The organism is Streptomyces sp. NPDC032126 (genome assembly GCF_055580085.1).
The window spans coordinates 64,251-84,402 of sequence record NZ_JBVIMA010000003.1 but is presented as its reverse complement, the minus strand read 5'-3'; the positions used below and the strand labels follow the sequence as shown (position 1 = coordinate 84,402).

At 73.4% G+C, this 20,152-nt stretch carries 16 protein-coding genes, 1 tRNA gene, 1 other RNA gene and 1 pseudogene; 12 read left to right on the top strand and 7 right to left on the bottom strand.

What is annotated here, in order from left to right; translation table 11 throughout:
- Window positions 1-51 precede the first annotated feature (51 nt).
- The 4 genes from ACZ5NW_RS13330 to ACZ5NW_RS13315 form a co-directional block, all read right to left on the bottom strand.
- A complete protein-coding gene (locus tag ACZ5NW_RS13330; RefSeq protein ID WP_468743939.1) occupies window positions 52-363 on the bottom strand; it encodes a hypothetical protein in 312 nt (103 codons plus the stop codon).
- Window positions 364-435: 72 nt separating this feature from the next.
- Window positions 436-1,107 (bottom strand): HdeD family acid-resistance protein, encoded by a 672-nt coding sequence (locus ACZ5NW_RS13325; RefSeq protein ID WP_468743938.1) that lies wholly within the window; start codon window positions 1,105-1,107, stop codon window positions 436-438.
- 238 nt (window positions 1,108-1,345) lie between these two features.
- Window positions 1,346-1,939 carry an HhH-GPD-type base excision DNA repair protein gene (locus ACZ5NW_RS13320; RefSeq protein WP_468743937.1) on the bottom strand — a complete coding sequence of 198 codons (594 nt, stop codon included), beginning with the start codon at window positions 1,937-1,939 and terminating at the stop codon, window positions 1,346-1,348.
- Between the two features lie 42 nt (window positions 1,940-1,981).
- Window positions 1,982-2,692 (bottom strand): siderophore-interacting protein, encoded by a 711-nt coding sequence (locus ACZ5NW_RS13315; RefSeq protein ID WP_468743936.1) that lies wholly within the window; start codon window positions 2,690-2,692, stop codon window positions 1,982-1,984.
- A gap of 80 nt (window positions 2,693-2,772) precedes the next feature.
- Here ACZ5NW_RS13315 and ACZ5NW_RS13310 point away from each other — a divergent pair, with 80 nt between their 5' ends.
- The 4 genes from ACZ5NW_RS13310 (at window position 2,773) to ACZ5NW_RS13295 (ending at window position 8,225) form a co-directional block, all read left to right on the top strand.
- Window positions 2,773-4,875 carry a penicillin acylase family protein gene (locus ACZ5NW_RS13310; protein WP_468743935.1) on the top strand — a complete coding sequence of 701 codons (2,103 nt, stop codon included), beginning with the start codon at window positions 2,773-2,775 and terminating at the stop codon, window positions 4,873-4,875.
- Window positions 4,862-5,494, top strand: a complete 633-nt coding sequence (locus ACZ5NW_RS13305; protein ID WP_468743934.1) for a GNAT family N-acetyltransferase — start codon at window positions 4,862-4,864, stop codon at window positions 5,492-5,494. Before ACZ5NW_RS13310 ends, ACZ5NW_RS13305 begins: the two co-directional genes overlap by 14 nt.
- 171 nt (window positions 5,495-5,665) lie before the next feature.
- Entirely contained in the window at window positions 5,666-7,468 is a 1,803-nt protein-coding gene (locus ACZ5NW_RS13300) for a copper resistance CopC/CopD family protein (protein ID WP_468744478.1), read from the top strand.
- 100 nt (window positions 7,469-7,568) lie between these two features.
- Window positions 7,569-8,225 (top strand): DUF1326 domain-containing protein, encoded by a 657-nt coding sequence (locus ACZ5NW_RS13295; RefSeq protein WP_468743933.1) that lies wholly within the window; start codon window positions 7,569-7,571, stop codon window positions 8,223-8,225.
- 50 nt (window positions 8,226-8,275) lie between these two features.
- On the opposite strand, the gene ACZ5NW_RS13290 is transcribed toward ACZ5NW_RS13295, so the two are convergent.
- The gene (locus ACZ5NW_RS13290; protein WP_468743932.1) at window positions 8,276-9,001 is read right to left on the bottom strand and encodes a helix-turn-helix domain-containing protein; all 726 of its coding nucleotides are present in this window, start codon (window positions 8,999-9,001) and stop codon (window positions 8,276-8,278) included.
- 245 nt (window positions 9,002-9,246) lie between these two features.
- Between ACZ5NW_RS13290 and ACZ5NW_RS13285 the strand changes: the two genes are divergently transcribed.
- From ACZ5NW_RS13285 to ACZ5NW_RS13270, 4 genes and pseudogenes are all read left to right on the top strand, one after another.
- Window positions 9,247-9,912 carry a DUF4097 family beta strand repeat-containing protein gene (locus tag ACZ5NW_RS13285; RefSeq protein ID WP_468743931.1) on the top strand — a complete coding sequence of 222 codons (666 nt, stop codon included), beginning with the start codon at window positions 9,247-9,249 and terminating at the stop codon, window positions 9,910-9,912.
- Window positions 9,913-9,959: 47 nt separating this feature from the next.
- The gene (locus ACZ5NW_RS13280) at window positions 9,960-10,925 is read left to right on the top strand and encodes an ATP-binding cassette domain-containing protein (RefSeq protein ID WP_468743930.1); all 966 of its coding nucleotides are present in this window, start codon (window positions 9,960-9,962) and stop codon (window positions 10,923-10,925) included.
- Entirely contained in the window at window positions 10,922-11,713 is a 792-nt protein-coding gene (locus ACZ5NW_RS13275) for an ABC transporter permease (RefSeq protein ID WP_468743929.1), read from the top strand. Before ACZ5NW_RS13280 ends, ACZ5NW_RS13275 begins: the two co-directional genes overlap by 4 nt.
- A gap of 80 nt (window positions 11,714-11,793) precedes the next feature.
- Window positions 11,794-12,899: pseudogene (locus ACZ5NW_RS13270) on the top strand (barstar family protein).
- A 352-nt stretch (window positions 12,900-13,251) separates the two neighbouring features.
- Here ACZ5NW_RS13270 and ACZ5NW_RS13265 read toward each other — a convergent pair.
- Both ACZ5NW_RS13265 and ACZ5NW_RS13260 read right to left on the bottom strand, forming a co-directional pair.
- Complete coding sequence (locus tag ACZ5NW_RS13265) at window positions 13,252-13,473, bottom strand: hypothetical protein (RefSeq protein ID WP_468743928.1); 222 nt, start codon at window positions 13,471-13,473, stop codon at window positions 13,252-13,254.
- Between the two features lie 226 nt (window positions 13,474-13,699).
- Window positions 13,700-13,787: transfer RNA gene (locus ACZ5NW_RS13260), tRNA-Ser, on the bottom strand.
- Window positions 13,788-13,859: 72 nt separating this feature from the next.
- Between ACZ5NW_RS13260 and ffs the strand changes: the two genes are divergently transcribed.
- The 4 genes from ffs to ACZ5NW_RS13240 all read left to right on the top strand — a co-directional run bounded on the left by ffs (window position 13,860) and on the right by ACZ5NW_RS13240 (window position 19,960).
- Window positions 13,860-13,958, top strand: an RNA gene (ffs, locus tag ACZ5NW_RS13255) — signal recognition particle sRNA small type.
- Between the two features lie 60 nt (window positions 13,959-14,018).
- Window positions 14,019-16,457, top strand: coding sequence for a DNA polymerase III subunit gamma and tau (locus ACZ5NW_RS13250; RefSeq protein WP_468743927.1), 2,439 nt, complete (start codon window positions 14,019-14,021; stop codon window positions 16,455-16,457).
- Between the two features lie 77 nt (window positions 16,458-16,534).
- A complete protein-coding gene (gene purD / locus ACZ5NW_RS13245; protein WP_468743926.1) occupies window positions 16,535-17,788 on the top strand; it encodes a phosphoribosylamine--glycine ligase in 1,254 nt (417 codons plus the stop codon).
- Between the two features lie 348 nt (window positions 17,789-18,136).
- The gene (locus ACZ5NW_RS13240; RefSeq protein ID WP_468744477.1) at window positions 18,137-19,960 is read left to right on the top strand and encodes a M48 family metalloprotease; all 1,824 of its coding nucleotides are present in this window, start codon (window positions 18,137-18,139) and stop codon (window positions 19,958-19,960) included.
- Window positions 19,961-20,152 lie beyond the last annotated feature (192 nt).

The window sequence follows — 20,152 nt, the reverse complement described above, 5'->3', positions numbered from 1 at the left end:
TCCGTGCTCCTTGCGTCGATCCGACAGTCCTTCCGGGGGGGGGGCGGGCTGTCAGCAGCGCAGGATCACGCTCCGCAGGGCGCGCGGAGGGTCGTACGACGGGGTCGGCGCGGGTGGGACGGGGCGGCTCGCGGGGTCGGCCTGCTGCCGCAGCGGGGCGGGCCGCAAGGGCGGTAGGGGCCGGTGCTCCGCTGGGCGCAGGGCCGCCGGTTCCCCGGCGTCGTGCTCGATCTCGACGACGCTCCCGGCGCCCACCACCGCCTCCGGTGCCGCGTACGCCTCGCCGGGTACGAGGAGCGCGAGCAGCAGGACGAGCACCCGCAGCCAGGTGGGGCCGCGCGGACGGCGTCGTACGGTGCTCACGTAGAGCGTCTGCCCCCGGCCCGTCCGCGCCCCATCGCACGGCTCGCCGGAACCACCCGTCCGGCCCAGTTCTCACACCGTGCGCGGCACCTGGCGCGCCCGGCTCCGGATGCCGATCGCGGTGATGATCTCCACGACGCCGACCACGACCAGCCAGATGCCGCCGACGAGGGTCAGTACCGCGACCGACTCGAAGGGGGAGTCGATCAGTACGACGCCCGCGGCGAAGGTGAGGACGCCGAGGAAGATCTGCCAGCCGCGCGCCGGCATCGACGGGTCGGAGGCGGCGGCCAGGGTCTGGGTGATCCCGCGGATCAGCCAGCCGATGCCGATCCACAGGGCGAGCAGCAGGATCGACTGCATGGGGCCGCGGAAGCAGAACAGGCCCAGCACGATCGACAGGGCGCCGCTGATGAAGGCCAGCACGCGCAGGCTGGTCGTCCGGTGGGTGCCGAACGCGGCGATCAGCTGGAAGACGCCGCTGATCACCAGGTAGACGCCGAAGAGCACGCCGGCCGCGAAGAGCGAGGCGCCCGGCCAGACGAGGACCAGGACGCCGAGGATCAGTGAGGCGATGCCGGTGAGCAGCACGACCTGCCAGGCGGCACGGGACAGGGCGTGCAGCGGCCCCTCGAAGGCCGGCTCGGGCTCATGGGGCACGCCCGGCGGATGATGCCCGGCGTGGTGGACCTTGCGGTCGTCGTACTCCGGACCCCAGGCGGACCCGGTGGGTGCGTCGGTCATGTTCCATGCTGAGACCGGCGCCCGGGGAGCCGCCACTCGGGGCGCGGGCCGTCTCACTTTGCGGCTCCGCCGCGTGGGCGACTCCGGCTCCGCTGCGAATCCGCGTGCGACTCCGCCGCTTGGGCGCGTCCGGGCACCGCGAATCCGCGTGCGGCTCCGCCGCTTGGGCGCGTCCGGGCACCGCGAATCCGCGTGCGGCTCCGCCGCGTGGGCGCGTCCGGCCGCCGCGAAGCCCCGGCTAACGAGCGGCCTTGCCCGCGGAGCGCTTCGCCGCCTTCATCTCCTGCTTGTGCGCCCGCACCTTCGCCAGGGACTCCGGCCCGGTGATGTCCGCGACCGAGCGATGGCAGTCGGACTCCCCGTACGCCCCCGCCGCCTCCCGCCACCCCTTCGGCGCGACGCCGAGCTGCTTGCCCAGCAGGGCGAGGAAGATCTGGGCCTTCTGCTTGCCGAAGCCGGGCAGGTCCTCCAGCCGTGCCAGCAGCTCGCGGCCGTCGCCGACGTCCTTCCAGACGGCCTCGGCGTCACCGTCGTAGTGCTCGACGAGGTACTGGCACAGCTGCTGGATGCGCTTGGCCATCGATCCGGGGTAGCGGTGCACGGCCGGTTTCTCCGACAGCAGCGCGGCGAAGGCGTCCGGGTCGCGCGCGGCGATGTCGTGCGCGTCGAGGTCGTCGGCGCCGAGCCGGTCGGCGATGGTCCGGGGGCCCTTGAACGCCCACTCCATCGGGACCTGCTGGTCGAGCAGCATCCCGACCAGCGCGGCGAGCGGCGAGCGCCCCAGCAGTGCGTCGGCCTCCGGGTCCTGGGCGAGGTGCAGGGTGACGTCCATGCCCCGATCATCGCCGTAAACGCCGGTGATCGCCGTGCGGCGTCACTCCGCGCGCCAGTACCCCAGCGCGTGCAGGCGGTCCTTGGGCAGGCCCAGTTCCTTGCGGACGTACGACGACAGGGTCCGGGTCGTGCGCGCCTCGCAGGCGATCCAGACGTACGGGTCCGCGGTGGCCGTCAGCAGGTCCGGCAGCTCGGCCCGCACCCGTTCGACCAGCTGGTCGCCGGTGACGCGGCGCAGTTCGTGCCGGTCGGTGCCGGCGGGGAGCGGCAGGCCGTCGTCGCCGCCCTCGAACCAGATCGTCGCCGGCGCGGAACCGAGCGCGTCGAGCAGGGAGTTGATCGCTGGCAGCGAGGCCGGGTCGCCGATCGCGAGGACGTGGGTCGGCTCCGGCGCGGGCCGTTCGAAGCCGGTGCCCTGGACGGTCGCCTCGATGGTGTCGCCGGGCCGCGCGGCCCGCGCCCAGTCGCTGGCGACGCCCTCGTGCAGGGCGAACTCCAGGGAGAAGGTGCCGGCTTCGGGGTCCGGGCCGACGAGCGTGTAGGCCCGCTGGTGCGGCCGGGCGGCGCCGGGGAACCACAGCCGCACCCACATCGTGGGGTGGACGCCGGTCGCGGCGAGCAGCCCGCCGTCGGTGAGGTGCAGCCGCCGGTAGTCCGGGGTGACGTCCTCCGCGCCCGTGACGGTGAGGGTGAAGTCCTTCGCCCGCATCAACTTGAGGACCGCGCCCTCCCAGCCCCGCCCCTGCGCCATGGTCTCTCCATCCCTCGCGTACGATTCCTCACCGATGACTTAGGTGAGGCTAACCTAAAGTGCGAGGAGGCGCAGGGGCGATGACGGAGATATACCGGGACGCGTGGGGCGTGCCGCACCTGCGTGCCACGGATCCACTCGCCCTGGCCCGCGCCCAGGGCCTGGTCACCGCGCGCGACCGGTCCTGGCAGCTGGAGGTCGAACGCCACCGAGCCCAGGGCACCTCGGCGTCCTTCCTGGGCCCCGAGGCCGTCGCCTGGGACGTCTTCGCCCGCCGCGCCCGCCTCGCCGACACGGCCCGCCGCTGCTACGACACGCTGGCGGAACGCGATCCGGAGAGCGCCGCGTTCGTACGGGCCTACGTCGACGGCGTGAACGAAGGGCTCGGCACCACCCCCGAGTTCGCCCGCGTCGGACTCGCCCCCGGCCGCTGGGAGCCCTGGACCCCGCTCGCCGTCTGGCTCTCCACGCACATCCTCTTCGCGGGCTTCCCCGCCAAGCTGTGGCGCGAGGAGGCGGTACGGCACCTCGGCCCCGAGGCGGTCGGCCTGTTCGCCGTCGACGGCCCCGCCACCTCCGGCAGCAACGGCTGGCTGGCCGGCGGCGAACGCACGGTCACCGGGCAGGCGGTCATCGCCGGCGACCCGCACCGTTTCATCGAGGAACCCGGCGTCTACCAGCAGATCCGGCTGGCCTGCGACGAGTTCGACGTCGTCGGCCTCGCCGTCCCGGGCGTCCCCGGCATCGCCCACTTCGGCCACACGGGCACGGTCGCCTGGGCCATCACCAACGCCATGGCCGACTACCAGGACCTCTACCGCGAACACCTCCGCCGCACCGACACCGGCATCGAGGCCCTCGGCCCCGACGGCACCTGGCACCCCACGACCCACCACACCGAACACGTCCAGGTGGCGGGCGCGGACCCAGTGCGGCTGGAGGTGATCGAAACCAGCCGGGGGCCGGTGATCGCCGGGGGGCCGGAGGGGCTTCGGGAGGGCGGTGTCGAGGAGGTCGGTGTCGAGAAGGTCGGTGAGGGGGAGGTGCCGTTGGCCGTCAGTCTCCGGTATCCGCCCCGCGTCACCGGTGACCTCGGCTTCGGCGTCCTCCTGCCGCTGCTGCGGGCCCGTAGCGTCGCCGATGTCGACCGGGCCCTCGACGGCTGGGTCGAGCCGGTCAACGTCGTCCAGGCCGCCGACACCGAGGGCGGCCTCCTGCACCGGGTCGCGGGCCGGGTCCCCGTGCGCTCCGAGGCCAACCGCGTCCGCCTGGTGCCCGCCTGGGAGGCCGGCCACGACTGGACGGGCTGGCACGAGATGCCCCGCGCGGGCCTCACCGACGGCCTCGCGGTGATGGCCAACCAGCGCGGCCCGGCCCGCGACCTGGGCGTCGAGTTCGCCCCGCCGCACCGCGCCGACCGCATCCGCGAGCTGCTCGAAGCGCGCGAGAAGTGGTCCGCGGCGGACATGCCGGCGATCCACACGGACACGTATCTCGCGTCCGCCGCACCGCTGCTGGACCACGTGCGCTCCCTCGACGCCCTCACGGACGCCGCCGCGTCCCTCCGCGACCGCCTCCTGGCCTGGGACCGCCACATGGACGCCGACAGCCGGGAGGCCGCCGCCTACGCCGCGTTGCGCACCGCCGTCGTCCGACGCCTCGCCGCCCACCCGGCGTTCGCCGCGCTGACCACCCCGCCCGCCTACCCCGAGGTCCTCCTCCCCTGGCTGGCGCTGATCCCCCGCATCGGCTTCGCCCTCGAACACCTGCTGTGCGCCGAGGAGTTGTACGGCGTGGACCGTTCGGCGCTCGTCCGTGACGCCCTGGAGGAGGTCGCCGTGCGCCCGCCCGCCCGCTGGGGCGACACCCACCGCCTGGCCTCCTGGCGGGCGCTGCCCGACCCGTCCGCCGAGTCCCCCGCCCTGTCCGGCGACCACGACTGCGTGCTGTGCACCTCCGCCGTCCCCGGCTGGACCGACCTCGCCGCCCGGGGCCCGGCCGCCCGCTACGTCTGGGACCTGGCCGACCGCGAGAACAGCCGCTGGATCGTCCCGCACGGCGCCCACGGAACCCCCGGCCACCCCCACCACCACGACCAGCTCCCCCTGTGGCTGAGGGGCGAGCTGGCCCCGGTCGTCACCGACTGGGAGCGACTGGAGAAGGAGAGCGATGTCCGTCCCTGAACAGCCGGCAGCGGCTGAAGAGCAGCGGCACCCGGCCCACGTCCACGAGCAGCCGGTCCCCGGCTTCGGTACGGTCCGGCTGCGGCCCCTCGACGCCGAGCGCGACGCCGACGTGGTCCACGCCTGGGTCAGCGAGGAACGCGCCGCGTTCTGGGGCATGACCGGCCTGACCCAGGCCCAAGTCGCCGAGATCTACGCCCATATGGCGACCCTCGACACCCACCACGCCTTCCTCGCCGAGCTGGACGGCACCCCGGCCGCCCTGCTCCAGCTCTACGAGCCGGCCGAGGACCGGGTCTCCGAGTGCTACGAGGTCGAGCCCGGCGACATCGGCGTCCACGTGCTGCTCGCCCCGACCGGGCCGAAGGGCAGGCGTCCCGGCTGGTCGGCCGCGCTCTTCGGCACGTTCGCGACGTACGTCCTGCTGGGCCTCGACCGCAGGCGGGTGGTGGTCGACCCGGACGTGCGCAACGAGAAGGCGATCGCCCGCTTCCTGCGGCAGGGCTTCGAGGCGGGCCCGGTGGTGACCCTCCCCGAGGTCGACCTGCCGGATGTGTACCTGCCGGAGAAGAGGGCCCAACTGGCCTTTCTGCGCAGGGAGGTAGCCTTCCCGAGGTGACCCCGCCCCCCATGCCGAACGCGCCGTGAACGCGACGTGCTGAGCGCACCGCCCGCCGCGTCCGTACCTATCCGCGAGCAGCAAGCCCGAAGACGGAGACACGACGTGGGCGAAGGGCGCGAGTGTGGACGCGGTGGCGGACCCGGCGGACGAGGGCGACTTCAGCGGCTGGTGCTGCTGGGCACCCTGCTGGTCCTGCTCCTCCTCGGAGGAGTGGGCCAGGCATCGGCTCACGCGGCCCTCAGAAGCACCGACCCCGCCGACGGAAGCGTCCTCAAGACCGCCCCGCGCGGCGTCACCCTCGCCTTCACCGAGTCCGTAGGGCTCCTGGACGACTCCTTCCGCGTCCTCGACCCGAGCGGTCACCGGGTCAGGACCGGCGAGGCCGAGCACGCCGGCGGCCGCTCCGACACCGCCCGCGTCACCCTGCCCGCCGGCCTCGCCGACGGCACCTTCACGGTCGCCTGGCGCGTGGTGTCGGCGGACAGCCACCCCGTGTCGGGGGCGTTCACCTTCTCGGTGGGCGCCCCGTCCGCGACGACGGCGACGGTCGACACCGGCCCCGTGGAGGACCCGCTCACCGGCGGCCTGTACGGCGCCGCCCGCTTCGCCGCCTACCTGGCCGCCGCCCTCCTCATCGGCACCGCCCTCTTCGCCGCCGCGTGCCGCCCGGCGGACGTACGTCCCCTGGGGGCGCCGCTGCGGATCGGCTGGTGGGCGCTGACCGGCTCGACCCTGCTGCTGTTGCTGCTCCGGGCGCCGTACGAGACGGGCGAGGGCCCCCTGGGGGCGTTCGCGCCGGACGCCCTGGGCCGCACCCTCGGCGGCCGCCCCGGCCTGGCGCTGCTGGCCCGCCTGGCGCTGCTGGCGGGGGGTGCGCTGCTGCTCGTACGGGCGCGGAATCTCGTACGGGCGGGTCGGCCGGTGCCGCGCGGGCCGCGGGCGGCCGGTGCGGCGGTTGCCGTCGGGCTGGCGCTGACCTGGGCGGCGGCCGAGCACGCGTCCGCCGGGATCCAGGTGCCGGTGGCGATGGCGTCGTCGGTGCTGCATCTGCTGGCGATGGCGGCCTGGCTCGGCGGGCTGGCGGCGCTGCTGGTGCTGCTGCGGCGGGCGCCGGAATCCCTGTCGGTGGACACGGTCGCCCGTTTCTCCCGGCTGGCCACGGTGTCGGTGACCGTGCTCGCCGTCACCGGCGTCTACCAGTCCTGGCGGGGCCTGGGCTCGCTGACCGCGCTGACCGAGACGTCGTACGGCCGGCTGCTGCTGGCCAAGCTGGCGGCGGTGGCGCTGCTGCTGGTGCTGGGGACCTGGTCGCGGGGGCTGGTGGGGCGGTGGGCCATGGCCCGCGCCGAGGTGACGGCCGTGGCGGCGGAGGAGGTCAAGGTGCCGGAACGGGTGGGAGGACGGGCGGGCATCGCGGCCCCGGCGGCCGCGGACGGGGACGGTAGCCGACCGGCGGCCGCGGACGGCGACGCCGGCGGGCCCGAGGACGCGCACCGCAGGGCACTGCGCCGCTCGGTGCTGATCGAGGTGCTGGTCTCCGCCGTCGTCCTGATGCTGACGACCGCGCTGACCGGCACCGTGCCCGGCCGGGCGGAGGCCGAGGCGGAGACCGTCCGCCAGGCCGCCGCGCCCCCCGCGACCTCGGTGACCATGGTGCCGTTCCGGGTGGGCCGCGCGGGCGGCACGGTGCAGGTGACGCTGGATCCGGGCCGTATCGGCGACAACGCGGTCGAGGCCGTGGTCTACGGCCCCGACGGCGGCCTGGCCACCGTGCCCGAACTGCGTATCTCCTTCACCCTGCCCGCCCGTGACATCGGCCCGCTCCAGTCCGGCGTGACCGACCGCGGCGGCTACTGGGCGACGAACGCCGTGAACCTCCCGATCGCCGGAACCTGGACGATGAAGGTGACGATCCGGGTCTCGGAAACCGACCAGGTGACCGTGGATCGCCCCGTACGCATAGCCCCCTGACCCACCTCTCCCAGGGCCTGCCGGGGTGAGCGTTGTGCTTCCCCGTCGGCGCGGCGCATGCTGGAAGGGCGGCCGCCGGGGGTGAGGAGGTCGGTGACCGATGACCGAGACCACAACGGCTGCCACGGCCTGGCACCTGTCCGGGGACTGGTTCGACGCCTGCAGCTGCGCCGTTCCCTGCCCCTGCGCGTTCGCGCAGCCCCCGACCGACGGCGAGTGCGAAGGCGTGCTCGTCTGGCACATCCGCGAGGGCAACTACGGCGATGTCCGCCTCGACGGCCTGAACTTCCTGATGCTCGGCTCCTTCACCGGCAACATCTGGGCCGGTGAGGCGACGGACGCGTACGCGGCCTTCTTCGTCGACGCCCGCGCCGACGACGGGCAGCGCGAGGCGCTCGGCACGATCTTCAGCGGGCAGGCCGGGGGCTGGCCGAAGCAGTTCGGCTCGCTCGCCACGATGGAGGTGCGCGGCATGGACGTGGCTCCCATCACGGTGGAGATCGACCCCGAGCTGGGATTCTGGAGCGTGGAGGTCCCGGACCGGGTGTCGGCCCGCGTGGAGGCCCTCTCCGGCCCCACCACACCGGACAACGCCCGGGTGCAGGTGCACAACCCCGGCGGCGCGGAGGTGGGCCCGGGCCAGGTGGCGACGCTCGGACGCGCGACGATCGACCGGGCGGACGCCTTTGGTTTCACGTGGAACCGCTCCGGCAAGTCCAGCAAGCACTACCCGTTCAACTGGAGCGGCCCGGACTGACCGTCCCGTCCCCCGTACGGGAGGGGCCCGCCTCCCGGGCCGTTCTGTTCTCAGTTCTCGGGGCTCGGCTCGGGCTGGGGGGAGAGGACTTCGCGGGCCTGTTCCGCCGCGCGGACCATGCTCTCGCCGACGAAGTCCACGAAGCGGGCGATGTTCTGGAGGCGGACGGCGGCCGGGGAGCCGGGGCCGAGGAGGGCGACGCCCTGGCGTGCGGTCTCGGCGAGCTGCGCGTGGGACCGGGCGGCGGTGATCATGCCCTGGTACCAGACGTCGTTGTCGGCGAAGTAGCGCTCGCGGCGGCGTTCGTCGCGTTCGCGACGCAGCAGGCCCATGGTCTCCAGGAGCCCGACTGTCTTGGAGATGGTCGCCGGGCTGACCTGGAGGTGCTGGACGAGTTCGGACGCGGTGAGGCTGCCCGCGTCGCTGATGTAGAGGCAGACCAGCACCCGGGACGCCATCTTGGGCAGGCCCTGCTGCATGAGGACGGTGGTGAACGCCTCCTCGTACTCGCGCACGGCCTCGGTGTCGCGTCCGTCGCCCTGGACGGGCGCTTTCGCGCCTGCGGGCGCCTGCCTGCGGCGGTGCGCACGCCTTTCCGTGGCGCGGTGGGCCAGGTCCGCGCGGTAGCCGGCGGGGCCGCCGTTGCGCATGACCTCGCGCGTGACCGTCGACGTCGGGCGTTCGAGGCGGCGGGCGATCTCCGCGTAGGCGAGGCCGTCGGCCAGTCCCAGCGCGATCTGCTGGCGTTCCTGCTGGGTGAGCCTGCCTCCGGGCATTGCGGTCCTCCATGGTTCCGGGTGCCCCGAGCATAGCGTTCACTTCTCTTTCATTGCAACAGAGGGATGGATTCTGTTGCGTTAGATCCAGTCCGGTTGCAACGATTTATGGGCTCTCATCTGCACGTTTGCTGTTCAAGTGCAACAAGCATGTTGCCTGATCCTTGAATGCAACGTAGCTTTTCCATCGTCAGAAACGACATCCGGACACGACATCCGGAACCGACGAATCGAAGGAAACAGCGATGCAGAAGTTCGCCACCCCCGCCCTGATCTCCGCCGTCCTGGACATCCCCGCCGGCCGTATCCAGCTCATCGCCGCCGACCGCACCGACACCACCGTCGACGTCCGCCCGGCCGACGCCGCCAAGGGCCGGGACGTGAAGGCGGCGCAGGAGATCGAGGTCGCCTACGCCGACGGCGTCCTGCGGATCGAGGCCCCCGAGGCCAAGAACCGGATCCTCGGGCACTCCGGGTCCGTCGAGATCACCGTCCAACTGCCCGTCGGCTCCCGGGTCGAGGCGAAGGCGGCCGCCGCCGAACTCCGTGGCGTAGGACGCCTCGGCGACGTCGACTTCGAGGGCGCCTACCGCCAGATCAAGATCGACGAGGCCGCGAGCGTCCGCCTCACCGCGATCGACGGCGACGTCGAGATCGGCCGACTGAGCGGCCCCGCCGAGATCAGCACCGCACGGGGCGACATCCGGATCGGCGAGGCCGTGCGCGGCGCGGTCGTCCTCAACACCCAGTCCGGCGACATCTCCGTCGCCGCCGCCCCCGGCGTCTCGGCCGTCCTCGACGCCGGCACCTCCCACGGCCGCGTGAGCAACGCCCTGAAGAACGACGGCACCGCCGAACTCGACATCCGCGCCACCACCTCCCACGGCGACATCACCGCCCGCAGCCTCTGAAGCGCCCACAGCCTCTGAAGCGCCCACAGCCTCCGAAGGAGCCCCACATGACCGACCTGGCCATCGCGGCGAACGGGTTGCGCAAGTCCTACGGCGACAAGACCGTCCTCGACGGCGTCGACCTCCACGTTCCGGCCGGCACGATCTTCTCCCTGCTCGGCCCGAACGGCGCCGGCAAGACCACCGCCGTCAACATCCTGTCCACCCTGACCTCCGCCGACGCCGGCCAGGTGCGGATCGCCGGGCACGATCTCGCCGTCGATCCGCAGGCCGTGCGCGCCGCGATCGGCGTGACGGGGCAGTTCTCCGCCGTGGACGGGCTGATCACCGGCGAGGAGAACATGCTCCTCATGGCCGACCTGCACCACCTCCCCCAGCGCGAGGGACGGCAGGTCACCGCCGAACTGCTGGAGCGCTTCGACCTGGTGGAGGCCGCGCGCAAACCCGCCTCCACCTACTCCGGCGGCATGAAGCGCCGCCTCGACATCGCCATGACCCTCGTCGGCAGCCCGCGGATCATCTTCCTCGACGAGCCGACCACCGGCCTCGACCCCCGCAGCCGCCACACCATGTGGCAGATCATCCGCGAACTGGTCACCGGCGGCGCCACCGTCTTCCTCACCACCCAGTACCTGGAGGAGGCCGACGAACTCGCCGACCGCATCGCCGTCCTCCACCAGGGCAGGATCGCCGCCGAGGGCACCGCCGACCAGCTCAAGCGGCTCGTCCCCGGCGGCCACGTCCGGCTCCGCTTCACCGACCCGGCCGCCTACCGGGCCGCCGCCTCCGCCCTGCGCGAGACCGTCCGCGACGACGAGTCCCTCGCCCTCCAGATCCCCAGCGACGGCAGCCAGCGCGAACTGCGCTCCATCCTCGACTGGCTCGACGCGGCCGGCGTGGAGGCCGACGAACTGACCGTGCACACCCCCGACCTCGACGACGTCTTCTTCGCCCTCACCGGCGGCGCGGACATCCCCCACCAGCCGAACGAGCCCCAGGAGACCGCCCGATGAGCACCCTCTCCCTCGCCGTGCGCGACTCGGCCACGATGCTGCGCCGCAACCTGCTGCACGCCCGCCGCTACCCGTCGCTCACCCTGAACCTGCTGCTCACGCCGATCATGCTGCTGCTGCTCTTCGTCTACGTCTTCGGCGACACCATGAGCGCGGGCATCAGCGGCGGCGCCCCGGACCGCTCGGTGTACATCGCGTACCTCGTCCCCGGCCTGCTGCTGATGACCATCGGCTCCACCACGATCGGCACCGCGGTCTCCGTCGCCAACGACATGAGCGAGGGCATCATCGCCCGCTTCCGCACCATGGCCATCCACCGTCCCTCCGTGCTCATCGGCCACGTCATCGGCAGCGTTCTGCAGTCGGTGGTCAGCGTGGTCCTGGTCGGCGCGGTCGGCGTGGCCATCGGCTTCCGCTCGACCGACGCCACCGTCCTGGAATGGCTCGCCGCCTTCGGGCTGCTCGTGCTCTTCGCCACCGCCCTCACCTGGATCGCGGTCGGCATGGGCCTGGTCAGCCCCAACGCCGAGGCCGCCAGCAACAACGCCATGCCGCTGATCCTGCTGCCGCTTCTGTCCAGCGCCTTCGTCCCGCTCGACGCGATGCCGGGCTGGTTCCGGCCGATCGCCGAGTACCAGCCCTTCACCCCCGCCATCGAGACCCTGCGCGGCCTCCTCCTCGGCACCGAGATCGGCCACAACGGCTGGCTGGCGGTGGCCTGGTGCCTGGGACTGGCCGCGCTCGGCTACATCTGGTCGACGTCGACCTTCAACAAGGACCAGAAGTGACCCAGCCCTCCGGGGTGTGTGCGGCCGCCGAAGCCCAGGCGCACCCGGAAAAGGACGCGCCCCGACAGCCGGCTCCGAGCATGATGACGGCCGTGCGGGAGAACAGAGACGACGACAGCTGCGGCGGGCAACGGCGCTACACGCTGACGGACACGGAGGACGGCCACGTCTGGGGAGAGTGCGCCGCGGTCGACGGACTCTTCGGAGAGCCCGCGCGCGGGACGTACGAACTGTTCGGCTGGGTACCGGACGGCGCCGAGGCACGCGGCTGGATCGGCAGCCGGGTATGGCTGGTGCCGGACGACGACACCCTCGGCCCCTGGCTGCTGCAGGACGCGGCGAGCCCAGGACCTCGCCCGGGCACGGACAGCCTCGTCCTCACCGGCGAGGACGACTACGAAGGACCGCCCGAGGGCCACATCGGTTCCGTCCGCGTGCACGACGGACACCGTCGGCTGGGCTCCTGCCGGGAATTCACGCGCGTTCTGCCGGCCGAACAGCCGGAACCCCCGCTCGTACTGCGCGGCCTCGCCCCGAGCGATCGCCTGCGGGCCGCACTGGAGAAGGGCACCCGCCGGGCGCTGGACCTGGAGCAGGCGGCTCTGGAGATACGGGACGACCAGGGCGAGCCGCTCACCGAACGACTGCTGTGGACCCGCGTCAGCGCCTGGCGCCCGTCCCCGCGCGGCACGGATCTGATCGACCTGGAGCTCGACGGAAGGCTCTTCACCCCGGTCCCGACATACGCCCGTCCGCTCTGGGAGCGGTGGCTCGCCGGGCCGCCGGACACCCCGGGGGCCTGGGCGGACCTCGACACCCGGCAGCGCGGCGCCTGGCTCGACCTCGTCCGCGAGCGCTCCTGCCGCCGCGCCGTCCCCTCCCGGCCGGCCGGTCAGACGTACGAACTCGACGGCCGGCACATCACCGACGAACCGGGCCTCTACCTGGCGCTGGGCGAGGCGGTGAACGGCCCGGGCGGCTACTTCGGCGGCTGCCTGGCCGCCCTGGACGACTGCCTGAGCGGCACCTTCGGCTACACGGCCCCCGCGACCCTCCTCTGGCACCACTCCGCGACCGCCACCACCACCTCACCCACACCCTGACCCCCACCGGCCACACGTACAACCTCCTCACCGAAGCCCTCACCTCCCTGAGGAAGGGCGGAATACGAGTCACGTTGGGGTGAGCGACGGCGTGCGGCGAAGACAGAGAGGGAGCCGGAGAAACGCCAGAGGGCCGGACCACTTGCGTGGTCCGGCCCTCTGAATGAGGAGCCGGCGAAACCCCCACTAGGCGGCCTTGGGCCGCGCCGCATGCGTGTCCGGGGCGGGCTCCTGCGCATCCTCGGCCCAGAAGATCGCGTCTTGGCCGAAGTCCGGGGCCTGGAAGGGGTGTGTCGTCGGAGGCGGCGATACCGCGGTGGAACGGCGGGGTTGCCCTTCCAGGGCCGAGAACAGTGACGTTGGGTCGATGAGAGGTCTGCCTTTCGTTACAGGTCCCTGATGGGGCCTGGCGCGCCGTGACCGGGCACAGCGGTGCTAGAGCTTGGTCATCTTGGCGTACGGGCTCAGGATCCGCATCTGCGCCGAGCCGAAGTCCACGAGCGCCGCGATTCCGTCCTCGATGCCGACTACCCGGCCGAGGCCGTACACGTCATGGGTGACCTGGTCGCCCGTGACGAAGTGCTTGGGAGCCGGTGCGACCGGGGCCTTGAAGGGGCTGGTGGGCAGATGACGCTTCGGTGCCGCAGGCTTTGTCATGCCTCAGTATGGGGCCACGGGCATTCCGCTCGCTGTGGCCATGGGCACAGACCCGGACGGCGGCAACCGTGTCATGTCATTGACCTGGGGTTTCGAGACAAGATGAGCTGAAACTCGACCGTAGGTCACCCACGGCCACCCCCACCGGCCCGCTGACCTGACGGACAACGCCGAAGGGCCCCACCGCGAACGGTGGGGCCCTTCGACATCGTGCCCGGTGAGGCACTGGCGGAGGATACGAGATTCGAACTCGTGAGGGGTTGCCCCCAACACGCTTTCCAAGCGTGCGCCCTAGGCCTCTAGGCGAATCCTCCGCCGCAAACAATACAAGACGTTGAGGAGTGCTCGCGAACTCGTTCCCTCGCCCCGGCATCGGGTACTGTTTGGGCAGCCCCTCACGCGGCGCTATCTGACTGAACTCCCCCAGGGCCGGAAGGCAGCAAGGGTAGGTCGGCTCTGGCGGGTGCGTGGGGGGCGCTTGCGTTGCCGGGCGGAGCCCCGTTCGCGGGTCCGCTTTGTCAGTGGGCGCCTATAACCTCGTATGCGTGTCGTCTCTCGCGCTGTACCGCCGCTATCGCCCGGAGTCGTTCGCAGAGGTCATCGGGCAGGAGCATGTCACCGCCCCGCTGCAGCAGGCCCTGCGCAACAACCGGGTCAATCACGCGTACCTGTTCAGCGGCCCGCGCGGGTGCGGCAAGACGACCAGCGCGCGCATCCTCGCCCGCTGCCTGAACTGCGAGCAGGGGCCCACGCCGACCCCGTGCGGCACCTGCCAGTCCTGCCGCGACCTCGCCCGCAACGGCCCCGGTTCCATCGACGTCATCGAGATCGACGCCGCGTCCCACGGTGGCGTGGACGACGCCCGTGAGCTGCGCGAGAAGGCGTTCTTCGGGCCCGCGAGCAGTCGTTACAAGATCTACATCATCGACGAGGCCCACATGGTCACGTCGGCCGGTTTCAACGCGCTGCTCAAGGTCGTCGAGGAGCCCCCGGAGCACCTCAAGTTCATCTTCGCCACCACCGAGCCCGAGAAGGTCATCGGGACCATCCGCTCGCGCACCCACCACTACCCCTTCCGGCTCGTCCCGCCCGGCACCCTGCGGGACTACCTCGGCGAGGTCTGCCAGAAGGAGGACATCCCCGTCGAGGACGGCGTGCTCCCGCTCGTCGTGCGGGCCGGCGCCGGTTCCGTGCGTGACTCCATGTCCGTCATGGACCAGCTCCTCGCCGGCGCGACCACCGACGGTGTGACATACGCCATGGCGACCTCCCTCCTCGGCTACACCGACGGCTCCCTCCTCGACTCCGTCGTCGAGGCGTTCGCCACCGGCGACGGCTCCGCCGCCTTCGAGGTCGTCGACCGCGTCATCGAGGGCGGCAACGACCCGCGCCGCTTCGTCGCCGACCTGCTGGAGCGGCTGCGCGACCTCGTGATCCTCGCCGCCGTCCCCGACGCCGCCGAGAAGGGGCTCATCGACGCCCCGGCCGACGTCATCGAACGCATGCAGGCCCAGGCCGGCGTCTTCGGCGCCGCCGAGCTCAGCCGCGCCGCCGACCTCGTCAACGAGGGCCTCACCGAGATGCGCGGCGCCACCTCGCCCCGCCTCCAGCTCGAACTGATCTGCGCCCGCGTCCTGCTCCCCGCCGCCTACGGCGACGAGCGCTCCGTCATGGCCCGCCTCGACCGCATCGAGCGCGGCGTCAACTTCTCGGCACCCGCCGGCGCGCCCGCCATGGCGTACGTCCCCGGTCCCGACGCCCACGGCGGCGCCGGCCCCACCTCCCCGCTCCCGGCAGGCGGCGGCGCGGCTGCCGCCCGGGCTGCGGTGCGGGGCGGAAGTGGCGGCGGAAACGGGGGCGGGGACGGCGTGGGTGCCGGTGCGGGTGCCGGTGCGGGCGCCAGCGGGGCTGGTGGGCAGCCTGGTGGCTTCGGTGCGGCTGGTGGGCCGCCTAGTGGCCCCAGCGCGCCCGGGGGCGGCTTTGGTGCGCCCAGTGCCCCTGGGCAGGCCCCCGCTGCCGCCGCCCCGGCTCCGGCAGCGCCCCCAGCTCCCGAGCCCGCCCAGGCCTCCGCCCCCGCCGCGCAGGCCCCCGCCCCCGGCGCCTGGCCCGGCGGCGCCACGCCCGCCCAGGCCCCCGCCGCCCACGCCCCCACCCAGCAGCCCGGTCAGCCCGCTCCCGGCGCCTGGCCCACCCCCACCGCCGCGGGCAGTGGGCGGCGTCCCGGTGGCTGGCCCACGCCCGCTCAGGCGGGCGGCGGATCCCGGCCGGCGGCGACCCCGTCCGCACCGTCGGCCGTCACCCCGCCCTCGACGCCCCCTGCGGCCCCCGCATCCCCCACCCCCACCGCCTACGCCCCCTCGGCCGGCGGCCTGGACCCCCGCACGCTCTGGCCGAACATCCTGGAAGCCATCAAGAACATCCGCCGCGTCACCTGGATCCTGCTCAGCCAGAACGCGCAGGTGGTCGGCTTCGACGGCACCACCCTCCAGCTCGGCTTCGTCAACGCCGGCGCCCGCGACAACTTCGTCGGCCGGGTCCACGAGGACGTGCTGCGCCAGGCGCTGGCCGAGCAGTTCAACGTGCACTGGAAGATCGACGCGATCGTCGACCCGTCCGGCGGCGCGGGCGGCGGCACCCCGGGCAGCACCCCCGGCGGCTACGGCGGCCCCTCCGCCGGAAACCTCGGCGGCACCCCCACCGGCGGCTACGGCGGCAGCGGCGGTGGCTACGGCGGCAGCGCCCCCGCCCACCCCTCTCCGGGCGGCCCTCCCGCCCCTACGGCCGCCCCGCCCGCCGCGCCCTCACCGCAGGCGTCGGCCCCGTCCGCCCCCGCCCATCAGCCCCCTGCCCCGGAGCCGGTGGCCCCCGAGGACGACATCCCCGAGGACGACGACCCCGACCTCAACGAGTCGGCGCTCTCCGGCCACGACCTGATCGTGCGTGAGCTGGGAGCGACGGTGGTCGAGGAGTACACCAACGAGTGACCGCTGACTGACCTAAGGCTCTTGGAGGAACCCACAGGCCTGCGGCCTCCGCCCGTTCAGACGTTACGCTGGGCCCCGTGAACGTCCTCGTCATCGGCAGCGGCGCCCGCGAACACGCCCTGTGCCGCTCCCTGTCCCTCGACCCCGCCGTCACCGCGCTGCACTGCGCCCCCGGCAACGCCGGCATCGCCGAGGTCGCCGAGCTGCACCAGGTCGACGCCCTCGACGGCGCCGCCGTGACCGCCCTCGCGCGCGAGCTCGGCGCCGAGCTGGTGGTCGTCGGACCGGAGGCCCCGCTGGTCGCCGGTGTCGCCGACGCCGTACGGGAGGCGGGCATCCCGGTGTTCGGCCCCTCAAAGGAGGCCGCGCAGCTGGAGGGCTCAAAGGCGTTCGCGAAGGACGTGATGGCGGCCGCCGGCGTGCCCACGGCCCGTTCCTACGTCTGCACCACCGCCGAGGAGGCCGCCGAGGCCCTCGACGCCTTCGGCGCCCCCTATGTCGTCAAGGACGACGGCCTGGCCGCCGGCAAGGGTGTCGTCGTCACCTCCGACCTCGACGCCGCCAAGGCGCACGCGGCGGCCTGCGAGCGCGTGGTCATCGAGGAGTTCCTCGACGGCCCCGAGGTCTCCCTCTTCGCGATCACCGACGGCGAGACCGTGGTCCCGCTGCAGCCCGCCCAGGACTTCAAGCGCGCCCTGGACGGCGACGAGGGCCCGAACACGGGCGGCATGGGCGCGTACTCCCCGCTGCCCTGGGCCGACCCGAAGCTGGTCGAGGAGGTCCTGGAGACCGTCCTCCAGCCCACGGTCGACGAACTGCGCCGCCGCGGCACCCCCTTCTCCGGCCTGCTCTACGCGGGCCTCGCGATCACCTCGCGCGGTGTCCGGGTGATCGAGTTCAACGCCCGCTTCGGCGACCCGGAGACGCAGGTCGTGCTGGCCCGGCTGAAGACCCCGCTCGCGGGTGTCCTGAAGGCCGCGGCGACGGGCGACCTCGATGTCCTGGAGCCGCTGCGCTGGAGCGACGACGCGGCGGTCACCGTGGTCATCGCCTCGCACAACTACCCCGGCACCCCGCGCACCGGCGACCCGATCACCGGCCTCGACGAGGTCGCGCGCGAGGACGCCCCGCACGCGTACGTCCTGCACGCCGGCTCCCGCCAGGACGGCGACGCCGTCGTCAGCGCGGGCGGCCGCGTGCTGTCCGTGACGGCGACCGGCAAGGACCTCACCCAGGCCCGCGAACGGGCGTACCAGGCGGTCGCCCGTATCGGCCTCGACGGCTCCCAGCACCGCACGGACATCGCCGCGAAGGCGGCCGCCGACGCGTGACGCTCGGGGGAGCGCACCCCCGCAGCCGGGGGGAGCGCACCCCCGCATCCGATGAACCCCGCAGGCCCCGGAACCGTCTAAGGATCCGGGGCCTGACCGTTGCTCACCGTCGATCACCTCTCCCCAGAGCCATTCCATCGAGTGAGCGCTGCGCCATCCGGCTGACGGGGACCGGGGCGCCAACTAGGGTGCGGCGCAAGTGTTCCGGCACTTGGCCCACCGGCATTGCGATGTCAGTGGCGGGTGCCACAGTGGGGGAGTGAGCAAGACCAGGAGAGCCGCCGCCGGCACGGCCGGTGCAGCCAGGACTGCGGGGAGGGGGTGGGCCCGGTCGTGACCGGTACGGGCATGGGCATGGAGGCGGGCGCGCAGGCCGCGCGCGCACGGGCCCTCGCCGTGCTGCGCATCCGCGGGCGGGCGCTCGGCGTCGCGCTGCTGCCCGCCGCGGCGGCCGTGATCCTGTTCAGCGGCGGCTCCACCGGGCATCTCGTGGGCGGCGGCTGGGACACCGCCCGCTGGGTGACGTCCGTGGTGGCCGTCGTGGTCCTCCTGGCCGCCGGGATCATCGGCCTGGTGGTGGCCCGGGCCCGTCCGGCCGTCAGCCCGACCGTCCCGATCGCCGAGCAGGCGGCCCCGGATCTGTACCGGCTGGTGCGCGACCTGGCCGACCGGCTCGACGTCCCGGCGCCCTCCGCGATAGCGCTCACCCCGGACTGCGACAGCTGGCTGGAGGACCGCACCCATCCGGCCCACGGCCCGCCCGCCCCGGTGGGACGCGACGAGATAGCGGACCCGCGCGCCGGCCGCCGCCTGCACCGTCGTACGGCGGCGGCGCCCGTCCTCGTCATCGGCTCCCCCTTCCTGTGGTGGATGCGCGTCGGCGAGCTGCGCGCGGTCCTCGCTCCGGTCGTCGCCGGTACGGGGCCGTCGGCGCACCCCGACATAGCGGCGGCCCGGCGCTTCGTGCGCGGTCTGGACGCCGCGGTGGCCGCCTCCTCCGACCGTGGCCGGTGTCCGGCCTTCCGGCTGGCCTGCGCGGGGATCGGCTGGGTGGCGCGGCTGCTGCTGCGCGGCTGCCGGGTGCACGCGGCCGAGATGGAGCGCGGGGTCGCCTCGGCGGCCGCCGAGCGCGCGCAGACCGTGGACTACGGCCTGCGGATCGTCGCCCAGGAACAGGTGGGCCTCGCCTACGCGGGCTGGGACCGGCTGCTCACGCGGGTCGCGCTGCCGGCCTGGCGGATGGGCCGCTGGCCGTCCCGGCTGGACGCGGGCGTGGTGGCCGCGCTGACGGAGCTGTCCCGCCGGGACCGTCTGGCCGAGGGTTTCGCCTCCCGTCTGGGCGAGCGCCCCGCCTGCGATCTGCTGGAGGAGCCGGGCGCGATCGACGAGGCGGCGTCGCTGCTCGCGGCCCGCCTCTTCCACGGCGGCCCCGCCGAGCCCGGGCCGGACTGGTCCCCGGTGGACTGGTCGGAGTATCCGGAGGAGGTGGTGGACCGCAAGTGGCGTACGGACGCGTCCCGCCTGCACCGGGTCCTGGACACCCTGGGCACGGCCCCGACCTCCACGGCCCCCCTCCCGAGCGCCCCGACCCTGACCAGAGTCCTGGACCACCTGACAACCCACCCGACGGACCACCCCCCGGTCCCCGCACCCACAGACGAGCGCGCACTCGCCGAAGGCGAGGAGCCCCGGCAAACGCCCCCCGCACCCGCCGACGGCGAGCACCCCCCACCGGGGCCACCCGCACCCGACGACGAAAGCCGCCCGGGTGATGCGGGTGGGAACACGAGTCTCCTCGCCGCCCGCCTCAGCGCGGAACTCGCCCGCGAGGAGACCGAGGCCGCCCCCCGCACCCAGACCGGCGGCCCCGACAGCGCCGCCCTCTGGGACGACGCCGCCCTCCCCCTCTTCCCGCTCCAGCCCCCGCGCACGGACCGCGAACTCCTCGCCGACCACGTCACGGCGATGATCTGCTGCGCGGCGATGGACACGGCCGGCGCGATTCCCGGCCTGGACTGGCTCGACGGCCCCGCCCTGCTCGTCAACGGCGAGCGCGCGGCCGATCTGACTCCCCGCGTCCTCAGCCTCGTGGAGGACGGCGACCCGGCCCCCCTGCGCGGCTGGCTCGCCGAGCTGGGCATACGCCCGGAGAAGCCGGTCCGCCTCGGCTGAGCGTCACCCCACCGAGCGGAGCCCCGAACTCCACTTCTGGTCAATTCGCAACGAATAGTGACAGCGCGCGTGCGTTATGTGATGTGCTGGGACCGATCGCGCCCATGGCAAAGGCACGCGACATAAGACAGCGATCGCCGGACAAGACAGCGACCGCCGGCGACCGCACAGAGACGTTCACGACCACGGGGG